The following is a 12,943-nucleotide window of genomic DNA, read 5'->3' as shown; positions in this document are numbered from 1 at the left end:
ACGGATAGGAATCGGCAACTCCCGATCTCGGCAAACATCTCTGAGGAGAACAACAATGAGCACCGCCCACGAAACACTCACCGCCACAGCCCATACCCTTACGAGGAGGAATTCGTCCACATGATGGACGATGTCGATGCACTGATCGACTCCCTCACCAACCCCCTGCACCGCAAGATCCTGATCAACTATCGCAGGCACGGACTCCTCGAAGTCTCCGGCCGCTATGAAGAACTTCTCGCCCCGAACATGACGGTCGCCGAACCGCACTACCGGATCTTCGAAGGTGGGCAAGGTGCGATCCTCGACGACATGGACGCGGTTCGCAGCTTCTACAAGTCCCTCGCCGAGATGGACATGCTCGTCATGCGGACCGGAAAGCAGAAGATGGCGGCAAACGATTGGGGCTTCGCCGGCGAAGCTGAATTCAATCAGTTCGTTCCGGCATCATTGCTGGGCGACAATGTTTTCCAATTTGACGACCAGGACACTGCAACCGAGTCACAATACGACGCCGACTCCCACCTCGTCCGCCGCACCCTCGCCTTTGTGTGGCCGTACAACGAGAAGGGAAAGATGATCGGCGAACACGTCTATGAGGACGCCAACTCCAAGGTAGTCACGAAAGTACGCGACGCGGACGTCATCACAGCCCGACGCGCCGTGGAGCTTCTTGCCCCGCTCATCGAGAAGTATGGCGTGCCGGAATGATCACCGAGTCTGTCTGATGTAGGGACGAAGCCGACGGCGGACCCGTTACGATAGCAGTTCGCTATCGTGACGGGTCCCGACACAATGACGAGAAACCTGCACAACCATGGGCACGAGGAATCTACGGCGTAGACCTTCTCTTGGTCGTGCCACTCGGCGATCTCTACGAGAACCAGATCCTGGTACTGATCCTGCTGGCCGCCGAAACAGTCGTCCTGGCCGCCGCCCTAGAGGCAGCCCAGCCGCTTCCGCAGACCGGATCCGTCTCTCGACGCTGCCGGTGTCGTCACCGTAGGCGAGACCGGTGCGGACGGGGGCGGCGAGGCGCGGGTGCGCCCGGCGGGCCGCGGACATCGCCGAGCGGGCTGGCGAGGTTACTCCGGCGCAGGTGGTACTCGGTGCTGTTGACGGAGTTGGTGCCCAGGCGCGAGTGGTGTGGGCTCAGGCAGCCGGCGAAGTCGCACTGGTGACACAGCACGGCGTCGTCGGCGCCGGACCATCCCAGCCGCGGGATGATCCCGTACCCGAGTTGGTACGCGATCATGTGGCCCGCACGGTGCCGCGGCGGGACGGTCCGGGCAGGCTCGCACACCCGGAAGGAACCGTGTCCGGTGGACGAGACACTCCCCAGCCCCGCCGCACACTGCTTCTCGCCGCGCCAACAGAGTTTCGCGTCGAACCGGTCGACGACGCCGGGGTCGTCGACCCAGGACCGCCACCGCCTGCGGTAACCCGGTCAGGTCCGTCGGGCGGCGATAGAGGAGCGCTGCAGACCCCACCACACCTCCATCGCGCTGCCGGGGTCGCGCAACTCTGCACCGGTGACGTCTTCGAAGCGGCGCAACCGATAGCGGACGGTGTTTTCGTGCACGAAGAGCGCCGAGGCGGTGACATCCACCTTCATATGATTGGCGAGATACCGTCGCACGGTCTCCAACACGTCTAGGCCGCCCTGGCCGTCGTCGAGCGGGGCGACGTAACGCCGAACCATCTCGTCGCCCACGTCGTCGTCGGCCAGCACCGCTGGAAGCAACCCGAGTTGATCGAGGCTGTGGACGCCGCCGAGCCCGAAAGCGGCGGCGGTCGCAGCGGCCCTACTGGCGATTCGAAACGACGTTGGCAGACCGTCGAGCAGCGTCGACGGACCAACCCCGACCGACACCTCGGTGGTGTCGGCAGGAACGTGGTCGACGAACCCGCACACGTCGCCGTCGATCAAAGCCGTAAGTCCCCGTGGCGCGTGGCGCCACGGCCCGACGGAAAGCAGCCGTTCCACGTTGTCGGCGGGCATCTCGGGGGTGGGACAGGCGCGTATTGCACGGTACCGCGCATCTGGGTCGAGACCCAGGGACTCCATGTCCTCGCGACTCTGAGCGGGATCGATACCTCCCAACAAGATGCTGCGAAGGAGATCAACTCGTCGCTGCTGTTCCGCTCGGTCCCACAGCAGTTCGGCATTGCGGTGGCCGCGCGCGGCGAACACCATGGCCGCGTCGGAGGCGGCGAGCACATTTCGAGTCAATTCGAGCACGATGCCCTCGTCCAACGTCTCCTGACGCGCCAAGGCGAGCATCTCGTCGACCATGACCCGGGTTCCGAGACGCCACCCCCGCAAGAGTTCCTCGATCGCGATTCCCCGCCGGGCGCGGGCCTCGCCGTGCGCCACAAACGCAGCAACTTCGGCATCGGTAAAAGAACGGGACGACGACATGGCAGGCAGCATCAACTCGACGTTCACTAATGCCGCTGGCAACAGGTCATCGACCGGCAACTCGGCGTATGCCGGCATCTCGTCCTGCATTCGCTGGACGATCCGCCTGCCGAGCGGCTCCAGCCGCTGGCGTACCAGCTCGAGAAGCATGCTCTTGGTTTCGTCCTGTCCGGTCCGCCGACGCGGTACTGCCACGAAGCTGACTCTACGGCATGGCCTGTTCTTTGGAGCCGCCGACAACGCACGCCTTGTAGGACTTGTCGGCGGCTCCATTCCCACACGCCCACGGCGCTGACACGCTGGTGGTCTTCGATCATTTCCCACACGAGAGGTCCCGAATGTCCATGCTCGAGACGGTACGGGGGCCACGCGACCTCGCATCCTTGGGGAAGGTGCTCATGCATGAGCACGTATTCATCCTCACTCCCGACGTTCACCAGGACTACGGTGACGAGTACTGGGACGAGGATGAGCGGATCGCCGACGCGATCTCGAAGCTCGAGACGCTCAAGGCCGCTGGGATCGACACGATCGTCGACCCGACGGTGGTTGGCCTGGGCCGCTACATCCCGCGGATCCAGCAGGTGAATGCCGAGGTCGACATCAACATCGTGGCGGCAACCGGCCTCTACACCTACGACGAGATCCCGCATTACTTCTCCTACCGTGGCCCGGGCATGCTGTTCGACATGCCGGAGCCGATGACCGAGATGTTCGTGCGGGACATCGAAGAGGGTATCGGCGGAACCGGGATCAAGGCGGCCTTCCTCAAGTGCGTGGTGGAGGAGCGGGGGCTGACACGCGACCAGACCCGAGTTGCCAAGGCCATCGCCGCGGCCCACCGACTGACCGGCGCGCCGATCACGGTGCACACCAATGCGGCTCACCAAACTGGCCGCGCCGCGCTGGAACTGTTTCGCGCGGAAGACGTGGACCTGAGTAAGGTAGTCGTGGGCCATGCAGGGGATTCCAACGACCTCGATTACCTCCGCTGGATCGCCGACCAAGGCGCCATCATCGGTTGCGATCGCTTCGGAATCGACGTTTTCAATCCGGGCCCCAACCGGATCGAAACACTCGCAACGTTGTGTCATCAAGGCTACGCCGACCGCATCGTGCTCTCGCAGGACGCCGCCTGCTACATGGATTACTTCTCCGGAGAGAAGATGCAGGAACAGGTACGTGAGGCGCTGCCGAACTGGCATTACCTGCACGTTCCCGAGGACGTGCTGCCAGCTCTCAAGGAGCGCGGGGTCAGCGACGAGCAGATCCGAAAGATGTTGATCGATAACCCGCGTCGATACTTCGAGGTGCGGTCATGACGAACGCGACGACGCCGGAGCCCCGACAGCAAGGCCGTGACATCCCGGCCCTCTCTGCACTTACGCTGTGTGCAGCCTTTCAGACGACGGCCCAGGCCAGAGGTGATCAGATCGCGTTGCGAACCGCGGACGGCGGGGTCGCGCTCACCTGGCGAGAATATGCGGAAAGAGTGGGGCGCGTCGCCGCCGGTCTTGCGGCGCTGGGCGTGGAGCGCGGGGACACCGTCGCGCTGATGCTGACCAATCGACCCGAGTTCCACATCGCCGACATGGCGGCTCTGCACTTGGGCGCAGCGCCCTTCTCGGTGTACAACACGCTTACTCCCAGGCAAATCGCGGAGGTCTGCGCCAACGCCGGCCCACGGGTTGCCGTTACCGAGCGGCGCTTCCTGGAGCAGGTGAAGTTGGGTATGGCGGACATCGAGCACGTCGTCCTCGTCGATGCCGACTCCGGTGTCGAGGGCGTCCTGAGATTGGAGGAACTCGAGGCGCCCATCGGAAGTGGAATCAACGTCGAGGAAACATGGCGCGCCGTCGATCCTGAGGACCTACTCACGATCATCTACACCTCTGGGACGACGGGTCCATCGAAAGGCGTTGAGCTCACCCACGCCAATGTGCTGCATGTCCTGCGCGCGATGACCGAACGATTCTCGATGCAGCCCGGCGGACGTGCCGTGTCCCATCTGCCTGCCGCGCACATCGGCGACAGGTGGGCCAACCACTACTGGCCGGTGCTCGTGGGCGCAGAGGTGACGTGCGTACCGGAACCCCGCGACCTCCACACGACGCTGAAGGAGGTCCGGCCAACGTACTTCGGGGCCGTGCCGCGAACCTGGGAGAAGCTGAAGGACACCATCGAAAGAAGCGGCCTGCGACACGATGCCGGCGAACCCGGCCCGCTCGAGAGCCTCGGCCTCGGCGACTGCCGCTTCGGCATCGTCGGCGCAGCCCCGACACCGCCCTCGGTCATCGAGTTTTTCGCAGGACTCGGTCTGCCGCTCTGCGACGTCTGGGGCATGTCCGAAACCGCAGGGCTCGCTACGGCCACACCTCCTGAAAGGATCAAGGCCGGGTCGGTCGGACTTCCCCTGCCCGGCGTCGAGTTGCGTACGGCCCCCGACGGCGAGCTGCTCCTGCGGGGCGGCATGGTGATGCGCGGCTACCGCGCGGATCCGGCCCGGACCGCCGAGGCCCTCGACGAGGAAGGCTGGTTGCACACGGGAGACCTGGCCGAGGTCGACGACGACGGTTACGTCCGCATCGTTGACCGCAAGAAGGACATCATCATCAATGCGAGCGGCAAGAACATGTCACCGGCGAACATCGAATCGGTCCTCAAGGCCGCCTCGCCACTCGTCGGGCACGTTGTGTGCATCGGGGACGCCCGGCCGTACAACGTTGCCTTGGTCGTGCCCGATTCCGAAGCTCTGGCCGGTCGCCCAGCGAGCGACCCGGACGTGCACTCCGAAATTGCCTCAGCTATCGATCGCGCCAATGCCGACCTGGCCCGGGTAGAGCAGATCAAGACGTTCACCGTCGTGGACGCAGAGTGGCTCCCCGGCGGAGTGGAGTTGACGCCGACGATGAAGCTCCGGCGTCGGCCGATCATGGAGAAGTATGCCGACAGGATCGAGCAGTTGTACGACCGGTCAGGTCCCCCCTGACGGCTGTAGCGCACTTGTCCTCTCGCGATGAACACCCCACCCTCGAAAATAATGAAAGGACCATGAACTATGGTTCAAAATGTTCGCATAGAGTCGTTGAAGAGTGATCTGGGAGTCACAGGGACCGTGGAGTTCCCGACGTCGCCGCTGGCCGACGGAGAGGTCTTGGTGCGCATCGAGCGCATTGCGCTGACGACCAACAACATGACCTATGCCGTCTATGGCGATTCCATTGGATATTGGAACCTGTTTCCTGCGACCCAGCCCGGGTATGGCTGCATGCCGGCGTGGGGGTACGCCGAGATCATCGAGTCTCGGGTACCTGAGATCCCAACGGGCACTCGCGTATTCGGATACTTTCCCATCGCGACCCACCTGGCGATGAAACCCACTGCGGTCACCTCTCGCAGTTTCGTCGACGGTGCCGGCCACCGCACAGGCACTCCCAAGGTGTACAACCTGTACGAGATTCAGCCCCAGGGTCCCGATCCGCGTATGGACAGCCTCATCTCGCTCTTCCGCGCCTTGTTCATCACCTCGTACACCGCGGCGGACTATCTGCGGGAACGGCACTACTTCAAAGCCGAGCAATTCGTGATCTCGAGTGCCTCCAGCAAGACCGCGTACGGAATCGCGCATTGCCTCTCCGACGTTCCGACACCTAAAATCGGTCTAACATCAAGGCGCAACAAGTCGTTCGTCGAGGGACTGGGATGCTACGACGCTGTCTATGTATACGAAGAACTGACGGACATCGATCCGACGAAATCGACCGTCTACGTTGATCTGTCCGGGGACGACACGCTCCATCGCAGGGTTCACGAGCACTTCCGCGATCGATTGGCGTTCGACTGCCTCGTCGGGTCGACCCAGTCCACCAGCTTTCCTGAGCAGGATGAGGACCTCCCCGGACCCGACCCGGTGTTCTTCTTCGCTGCGCTCCAACTTGACTCCTACAAGGCAGCCGGAGAATTGCGCTCTTTCATGCAGCGCTACCTGCGCGACGAGCGAATCTTCCTCGAGCGGATCGCCGATACTCGACGACCGTGGATGACGCTCGTCGAGCATTCGGGTCTCGATGATGCGCCCGCTGTCATCACCGGTCTGCACAACGGTTCGACCGACCCGTCAGGAGGGCACGTGTTCGACCTGATCTCGCGATAGATGGGTTCAGCTGCAAGACAGGAGCCGAGATGCGGTTCTCTCGAGGACAAGGGTCCCGACGACCTCGCCGCCCAGATAGTCCAGGCAGCTCTGGCGAAGGTGCCCAAACTCGACCTGACCCAGATTGACGACCCGATCCTCGGCAGCGGCCAGCCTGCCGGTGAGGCCCGGTTTCGACACCGCCCCCGGCGCGACTGTGAACCGCTACTGCTCCTCGAGTCTCGGTGCGGTTCCTGGTCAGTGAGGAGGCGGGCTTTGCATCCGGCCAGGTCATCTATGTCGCCGGGGGACCGCGCGACTAATGCTCCGGGTGTGGTCCGGCGCCAGCTCTGAGCCGGCCCACCGGTCGGCCACACGCCGGTCGGTGCCCGCCCGTCGGCCGTTCGCCGTTGCACGGGCGGGAAGTCCAGTACCGAAAAGGAAAGGCGTGATCGATGGACGTACGCAACAAGACAGCAGTGGTGACTGGAGCGGCCGGCGGGATCGGCGCCGCACTTGCCCAACGACTTCTCGAGAGTGGCGCCCGCGTGCTGCTCACCGATTTGGACGACAGCCGCCTACAGGAGACCGCCAGTGCCCTTGCCGCGGCGTTCGTCGATCACGTGGTCGCACGCGCCGTGGACGCCTCAGTTGCCGAGGACATTTCCAGCCTGCTCGCCCTGGCCACACAGACCCTCGGCCCCGTCGACCTCTACTTCGCCAACGCCGGTGTCGGCGGCGGCCCCGGGCTCGAGGCTACTGACGACGAGTGGCAGGTCGCCATCGATGTGAACCTGATGGCGCATGTGCGTGCCGCCCGGCTGTTGGTGCCCGACTGGCTCGAGCGCGGGGAAGGGTATTTCATCAGCACCGCCTCCGCCGCCGGCTTGCTCACTCAACTCGGCTCCGCGACGTACTCGGTCACCAAGGGCGGCGCGGTCGCGTTCTCGGAGTGGCTCGCGGTGACGTACGGCGCAGCCGGCGTACGGGTCTCCTGCGTGTGTCCGATGGGCGTCGACACCGACATGCTGCGCGCCGGCATGCAGTCACCCGACGAACTCGAGCGGGTCGCCTCCCGGGCGGTCACCGATGCCGGCGGCGTGCTCTCGCCGCTGGACACCGCCGATGTGGTGATGGCGGCCATCGCCGACGAGCGGTTCCTGGTCCTGCCGCACCCCGAGGTCCTCGAAATGCACCAGCGCAAGGCTGCTGATCGGGACCGTTGGATCCGCAGCATGCAACGGTACGGCGCGAGCCTGAGGTGACCGTGTGAATCTGTTCCCGATGAGAGGCGGGCTGTCGACCTGATCCCGTCACGCACACCCGCCCCTCTTCATCGTCCACAGTCGCGGTAGTGACCTTCGGCCCGCAGCTATGAGCTTGATAGCACCGCTATTGGGTTCATCATTTTCAGCCGCACCGGTTGCCAGCAAGGTGAGTATCGGCGGATCGGCTCTGTCCGACGCTCTCGACTATCGCGAAGTTGTGTCGTACGTCCGCCCTACCTTGCCCGAGCGACGAGAAGGAGGTCGCCGCTCACTGCCTGGTCGACGGGGATGGTCCGGATCTGCCCGAGTCTGCTTGTCGCTTGCCAGGGTGATGGGACCACCTCGTTGCCACGAGCATGGGACCACCCGACGGTGTCATCGAGCATCGACCTCGCCTTCTGAATTGTCAATGGCACCACGCCCGGGGCGTCGGTAGGACGGGCCCTCGATGACGAGGGTGTGCGCCGCGGAGGTTAGCCAGTCGATCGCCGACTGTGCGAGCAGGGCATCGGTGGTCATCGACAGCCACTCATCTGGGGACCTATTCGAGCTGACGATCGTCGCCTTGCGGCGGTGGCGCTCCACGACCAACTCGTAGAAGTCGTTGGTCTCGGTCGCATCCAGGGGCCGAAGCGCAAAATCGTCGAGTAATCCCGAAATCGGGATTACTCGACTTATCCCGACCCCGGAATTATCCCGATACGGGTATCGAAGCGGCGGCATTGATGCAGGTGAGGAGCGTCTACGGATAGATCCGGATGAATTCGGGTCGGGATAATCCCGCGTGTTCCAGGCTCCGTCGGTGGGGCAGGTTGCTCCACCGACGGAGGAGGTGTCCGATGGGCACGATTTCATGGATGCGTGGTGCGGGACCGCTGGTGCCGTTCGCGGAGGGCTTCGAGGAGGAGTTGCGCAGACTCGGGCATCGACCCGGTGCCATCCGGCACCACCTGGTGTTGATGGGACAGCTCGATCGATGGCTCACCGGCGAGGGTCTTGCGGTCGAGGACCTGAGTATTGCTCTGGTGGAGGGATTCTTGACATCCCGGCGGGCGAGTGGTCGTCGGCGGGTGCCGACGGTGGCGACTGTGGCGCGCCTGTTGGAGTATCTGCGGGAGCTGCAGGTGGTCCCGCTCGAGACGCCGGCGTCGCCGACGAGTCGTGACGAGATGTTGGTCCGCTATCGCCACCATCTGATTGCTGTGCGGGGACTGGCCCCGACCACGATTCGACGCTACGAGCGGTTCGCGCGCCGATTCCTGGCGGGTCGGGCATCGCACACCGGAGACGAGATCGGTATCGGGAATCTGACCGGCACGGAGGTCGCGCAGTGGATGCTCGAGGCCGGTTCGCGGCTGACGGTCGAGTCGGCCAAGCGAGAGGCCGCCGATCTGCGGGCGCTGCTGCGCTTTCTGTATCTGGACGGGATCCTCGAGACGGACCTGGGTGGCGCCATGCCGCCGGTGGCGAGCTGGCGCGGTGCCCGATTACCCGCGACGATGAGCGCCGCGGACGTCGACAACCTGTTGGCCGCATGCGATCGCCGCACCGCGAGTGGACGGCGTGACCGGGCCGTCTTGATGCTGCTGGCGCGGCTGGGTCTGCGCGCCGGGGAGGTGGCCGCCCTTCGGCTCGGCGACGTCGACTGGCGGGCCGGGGAGATCGTGGTGCGCGGCAAGGCCCGCCGCCGCGATCGTCTCCCGCTCCCCGTCGACGTCGGTCAGGCCCTCGTCGACTACCTCACCGACGGACGCCCGGTGTGCGGGTGTCCGCAGTTGCTGCTCACCATCTACGCGCCTCCACGGCCACTGCACCCGAGCACGATCACCGGGATCGTCTACCGTGCGTGTCGGCGAGCCGGCCTGGCACGGGTCGGTGGTCACCGGCTCCGGCACGCGCTGGCGACCGAGCTGCTACGCCAGGGGGCCGATTTGATCGAGATCGCCCAGGTGCTGCGACAGTCGGATCTGGGGACCACCTCCGGCTACGCCAAGATCGATCGGGCCGTCTTACGCACGGTCGCCCAGCCCTGGCCCGGGACACGGCGATGAGCGCGCTCGCCGAGCAGGCCGAACAGTACCTGCGGCTGCGTCGAGCCCTGGGGCACAGGCTCGATCAGGCCGCCCGACTGCTTCCCCGCTTCGTCGCCTACCTCGACGCGACCGGCGTCACGACGATCACCGTCGACGTGGCCCTGCAGTGGGTGCAACGTCCCGACGCCGATCCCACCAGTTCGGTGTGGGCGCGGCGGATGACCGTGGTGCGCGGCTTCGCCCGCCACATGTCCGGCATCGACCCCGCCACCGAGATCCCCCCCGGTGGGTTTGATCGTCTTCCGGCAGCACCGGCGGCCCCCGTTCATCTACTCCGCCGACGACGTCGAGGCGCTGATGGCGCAGGTATCCCGCGTCGTCCCGACACCGCTGCGGGCCGCCACCTTCGCCACCATGATCGGACTGCTGGCGGCCACCGGCATGAGAATCGGCGAGGTGATCGCCCTCGAACGCGGCGACATCGACTGGGCCGAAGGTGTTTTGATCGTGCGCAACACCAAGTTCGGCAAGTCCCGGGAGCTGCCCCTGCACCCCACCACCGTCGATGCCCTGGCCACCTACCAGGAGATTCGCGACCGGCACGTGCCCACGCCCGGTCGCTCGACGTTCTTCGTCTCCGCCAAACGGACACCGATCATCTACAGAGACTTCGGGGCCATGTTTCGTGCGCTGATCGCCGGTTCGGGGGTCGGCGCCGACGCACCCCGACCTCCGCGGATCCACGATCTGCGGCACTCGTTCGCCGTCGCGACGCTGGTGCGCTGGTATCGGGCCGGTGAGGACGTCGGTGCCCTGCTCCCGAGGCTGTCCACCTACCTCGGCTATCTCACCCCGACCTACACCTACTGGTATCTGTCCGCAGCACCCGAACTCCTGGACCTCGCGGCCACCCGTCTGGAGAGGGCAAGGGGAACAGACAGATGACCGCGTTGGCCCCCACCATGCAACGGTTCTTCACCGAACGGATGATCAAGCAGCGTCAGGCCAGCCCCGCCACCATCGGCTCCTACCGCACCACCTTCCGACTCCTGCTGACCTTCGTGCAGGACCGCACCGGCAAGGCCCCCGCCACGCTCGACTGGGCCGATCTCGATGCCGAGGCGATCTCCGCGTTCTTGGACCACCTCGAAACCGACCGGCACAACAGTGCACGCAGCCGCAACGCCCGACTCGCCGCACTGCGGTCGCTGTTCCGCTACGCCGCTCTTCGCCACCCCGAGCACGCCGCGCTCATCGCCCAGGTCCTGGCGATTCCCCAGAAACGTCACGACAAAGCCGACGTATCATTCCTCGAACCCGACGAGGTCGAGGCCGTGCTCACCGCCCCCGACCCGCACCGATGGGAGGGCCGACGCGACCGTGCCCTGCTGACCCTGGCCGTCCAGACCGGTCTACGACTGTCCGAGCTGACCGCACTGACCCGCGGCGACATCGAACTCGACCGTCAACCGCACGTCCGGTGCACCGGCAAGGGACGTAAACAACGATGTGTCCCCCTGACCACTACCACGGCGGCGATCCTGCGAGTATGGCTCCGAGAGCGAGCCGGCACCCGCACGGACCCCGCCTTTCCGACTCGGACCGGTCGCCGGCTCAGCGACGACGCGGTCGAAGCGCGTCTGGCCCTCCACACGACCACCGCCGCCCGGCGCTGCCCCTCCCTGACGGCCAAACGCCTCACCCCCCATGTGCTCCGTCACACCTGCGCCATGACCCTGCTCAGGGCAGGCGTCGATGTCGCGGTCATCGCCCTGTGGATGGGTCACGCGGACATCCGCTCCACCAACGCATACCTGCACGCCGACATGAGCATCAAGGAACGTGCCCTCGCACGAACAACCCCGCACACCTCCAAACCGGGCCGCTACCGTCCACCCGACAACCTGCTCGCATTCCTCGAAAGCCTGTAATTATCCCGACGACACCTCACGCCCACACATCCCAGAACCCCACCCGAACAACACATCCGGTCACCACCCCGATCCCCATCTCGGGATAATTCCGGGGTCGGGATAAGTCGAGGACCAGGAGATCGACGGTGGCGATGCGCCGCATCTCCGCCTCGACCGAATTGTCGAGCCGGGCGGCGCGCAGACGGGCGAACAGCTTGTCGGCGCGGGCGCAGAGCACCGTCATCCGCCGCCGGATCGCGACGTGCCCGAGGGCGGTCGCCAGATGCGTCTTGCCGACTCCGACCGGACCCAGAACCAGAACCGAGTGGCCGGCCTCGGCGAACCGCAGCGACACCAGATCAGACAGCGGGGATCGGTCGTAGCGGAGGTCGTCGAGGGCGTTCCAGGTGTCGATCCGCATCGATCGATCCAATCCGGCCTTCGCCGATCGCAAAGTCGCCGAGCGTGATTCCCGCCGGGACACCTCATCGGCGAGGAGCAGCTCCAGGAACGCGACGTGGCTGAGCCGGTGCTGGCGGGCCAGGGCGAGTCGCTCGGGCAGGGTGTCCTTGAGGGCGCCGAGTTTGAGTGTTTTGAGGAGGGCGATCAGGTCGGCGCCGATCGGATCGACTGGCCCCGCGGGGGCGGGTGGGGTGTTCATCGCGCCTCCTTCGTGTCGGTGTTGCCGCCGGCGATCACCGTCAGATGCCCGGTCCTCTCGGTGGCGACGGTGGTCCTCTCGGTGGCAACACCGGTCCTGGCAGTGGCGACGGTGGTCCCAGATGTGGCGGGGCCGGTCCTGTCGGTGGCGAACTCGGCGGGGTCGCGGGTGAACCGGGACGGTGCCGCCGATCCGGCGGCCGCCAGCAGCGGTGCGGTGGTCTCGGTGGCGCGTTCGAGCATCGAGGCGATCTTGCTCACCGACACCACATCCAGATCCAGCGCCGTGCTGCACGCCGCTTCGACCGGCCGGACCCGTAGCGGCGGACCAGCCCGAGCAGCCGGTAGACCGGCCGCATCGAAGATCCAGGGCAGCGGATCGTCGAGCAGTCTCTGCGCGTAGATGCCGACGGCGCGGCCGTGCCCGGCGCAGGTGCCGATCAGTCGGTCCACGTCCTTCCATCGCGTATCCGACCTTCTCGGTGGGCAGATCCTCCGGGTCGGTGCTGCGCCCA

At 65.5% G+C, this 12,943-nt stretch carries 12 protein-coding genes and 2 pseudogenes; 8 read left to right on the top strand and 6 right to left on the bottom strand.

The features are described 5' to 3' along the window. Positions 1 to 120 precede the first annotated feature (120 nt). Entirely contained in the window at positions 121 to 711 is a 591-nt protein-coding gene (locus tag GO592_RS00540) for a hypothetical protein (protein WP_007301719.1), read from the top strand. Positions 712 to 997: 286 nt separating this feature from the next. On the opposite strand, the gene GO592_RS46220 is transcribed toward GO592_RS00540, so the two are convergent. Beyond that, positions 998 to 1,303 (bottom strand): hypothetical protein, encoded by a 306-nt coding sequence (locus GO592_RS46220; protein ID WP_337460067.1) that lies wholly within the window; start codon positions 1,301 to 1,303, stop codon positions 998 to 1,000. Positions 1,304 to 1,447: 144 nt separating this feature from the next. Continuing rightward, complete coding sequence (locus GO592_RS00530) at positions 1,448 to 2,572, bottom strand: PucR family transcriptional regulator (protein ID WP_007301721.1); 1,125 nt, start codon at positions 2,570 to 2,572, stop codon at positions 1,448 to 1,450. Positions 2,573 to 2,760: 188 nt separating this feature from the next. Here GO592_RS00530 and GO592_RS00525 point away from each other — a divergent pair, with 188 nt between their 5' ends. From GO592_RS00525 to GO592_RS00505, 4 genes are all read left to right on the top strand, one after another. Continuing rightward, positions 2,761 to 3,744, top strand: a complete 984-nt coding sequence (locus GO592_RS00525; RefSeq protein WP_007301722.1) for a phosphotriesterase family protein — start codon at positions 2,761 to 2,763, stop codon at positions 3,742 to 3,744. Further along, a complete protein-coding gene (locus GO592_RS00520) occupies positions 3,741 to 5,411 on the top strand; it encodes an AMP-dependent synthetase/ligase (protein WP_039953129.1) in 1,671 nt (556 codons plus the stop codon). The genes GO592_RS00525 and GO592_RS00520 overlap by 4 nt, the downstream gene beginning before the upstream one ends. A 126-nt stretch (positions 5,412 to 5,537) precedes the next feature. Further along, on the top strand, positions 5,538 to 6,575 hold the full coding sequence (locus GO592_RS00515; protein WP_007301724.1) for a DUF2855 family protein: 1,038 nt from the start codon (positions 5,538 to 5,540) through the stop codon (positions 6,573 to 6,575). A gap of 434 nt (positions 6,576 to 7,009) precedes the next feature. Further along, on the top strand, positions 7,010 to 7,819 hold the full coding sequence (locus GO592_RS00505) for an SDR family oxidoreductase (protein WP_007301725.1): 810 nt from the start codon (positions 7,010 to 7,012) through the stop codon (positions 7,817 to 7,819). A 378-nt stretch (positions 7,820 to 8,197) separates the two neighbouring features. Here GO592_RS00505 and GO592_RS00500 read toward each other — a convergent pair. Further along, a pseudogene (locus GO592_RS00500) lies at positions 8,198 to 8,473 on the bottom strand (ATP-binding protein); the annotation flags it as partial. A 188-nt stretch (positions 8,474 to 8,661) separates the two neighbouring features. Between GO592_RS00500 and GO592_RS00495 the strand changes: the two are divergent. Further along, entirely contained in the window at positions 8,662 to 9,873 is a 1,212-nt protein-coding gene (locus GO592_RS00495; RefSeq protein WP_007301727.1) for a tyrosine-type recombinase/integrase, read from the top strand. Positions 9,874 to 9,970: 97 nt separating this feature from the next. Here the strand turns inward: GO592_RS00495 and GO592_RS43990 are convergent, their stop codons facing one another. Further along, complete coding sequence (locus GO592_RS43990; RefSeq protein ID WP_237720674.1) at positions 9,971 to 10,114, bottom strand: hypothetical protein; 144 nt, start codon at positions 10,112 to 10,114, stop codon at positions 9,971 to 9,973. A gap of 26 nt (positions 10,115 to 10,140) precedes the next feature. On the opposite strand from GO592_RS43990, the gene GO592_RS00490 reads away from it, so the two are divergent. After that, positions 10,141 to 10,800: a tyrosine-type recombinase/integrase gene (locus GO592_RS00490; RefSeq protein ID WP_237720675.1), complete on the top strand. Its 660-nt coding sequence runs from the start codon at positions 10,141 to 10,143 to the stop codon at positions 10,798 to 10,800. Continuing rightward, the gene (locus GO592_RS00485; protein ID WP_007301728.1) at positions 10,797 to 11,786 is read left to right on the top strand and encodes a tyrosine-type recombinase/integrase; all 990 of its coding nucleotides are present in this window, start codon (positions 10,797 to 10,799) and stop codon (positions 11,784 to 11,786) included. The genes GO592_RS00490 and GO592_RS00485 overlap by 4 nt, the downstream gene beginning before the upstream one ends. A gap of 106 nt (positions 11,787 to 11,892) precedes the next feature. Here the strand turns inward: GO592_RS00485 and GO592_RS00480 are convergent. Both GO592_RS00480 and GO592_RS46215 read right to left on the bottom strand, forming a co-directional pair. After that, positions 11,893 to 12,429 (bottom strand): annotated as a pseudogene (locus tag GO592_RS00480) (ATP-binding protein); the annotation flags it as partial. Beyond that, complete coding sequence (locus GO592_RS46215; protein WP_337460068.1) at positions 12,426 to 12,881, bottom strand: transposase; 456 nt, start codon at positions 12,879 to 12,881, stop codon at positions 12,426 to 12,428. The gene GO592_RS46215 and the pseudogene GO592_RS00480, both read right to left, overlap by 4 nt. Positions 12,882 to 12,943 lie beyond the last annotated feature (62 nt).

The sequence above is a fragment of the Rhodococcus sp. 21391 genome, assembly GCF_016772255.1.
Lineage (GTDB): Bacteria > Actinomycetota > Actinomycetes > Mycobacteriales > Mycobacteriaceae > Rhodococcus_F > Rhodococcus_F opacus.
Note: the sequence above shows the minus strand (reverse complement) of the source record. Positions and strands in the feature narration are given on the sequence as shown.

Coding starts and splice junctions, on each gene's coding strand:
- GO592_RS00520 (WP_039953129.1), top strand. CDS start 3,741: ATGACGAACGCGACGACGCCGGAGCCCCGACAGCAAGGCCGTGACATC.
- GO592_RS00485 (WP_007301728.1), top strand. CDS start 10,797: ATGACCGCGTTGGCCCCCACCATGCAACGGTTCTTCACCGAACGGATG.
- GO592_RS00495 (WP_007301727.1), top strand. CDS start 8,662: ATGGGCACGATTTCATGGATGCGTGGTGCGGGACCGCTGGTGCCGTTC.
- GO592_RS00525 (WP_007301722.1), top strand. CDS start 2,761: ATGTCCATGCTCGAGACGGTACGGGGGCCACGCGACCTCGCATCCTTG.
- GO592_RS00505 (WP_007301725.1), top strand. CDS start 7,010: ATGGACGTACGCAACAAGACAGCAGTGGTGACTGGAGCGGCCGGCGGG.
- GO592_RS00540 (WP_007301719.1), top strand. CDS start 121: ATGATGGACGATGTCGATGCACTGATCGACTCCCTCACCAACCCCCTG.
- GO592_RS43990 (WP_237720674.1), bottom strand. CDS start 10,114: ATGCCGGACATGTGGCGGGCGAAGCCGCGCACCACGGTCATCCGCCGC.
- GO592_RS00530 (WP_007301721.1), bottom strand. CDS start 2,572: ATGCTTCTCGAGCTGGTACGCCAGCGGCTGGAGCCGCTCGGCAGGCGG.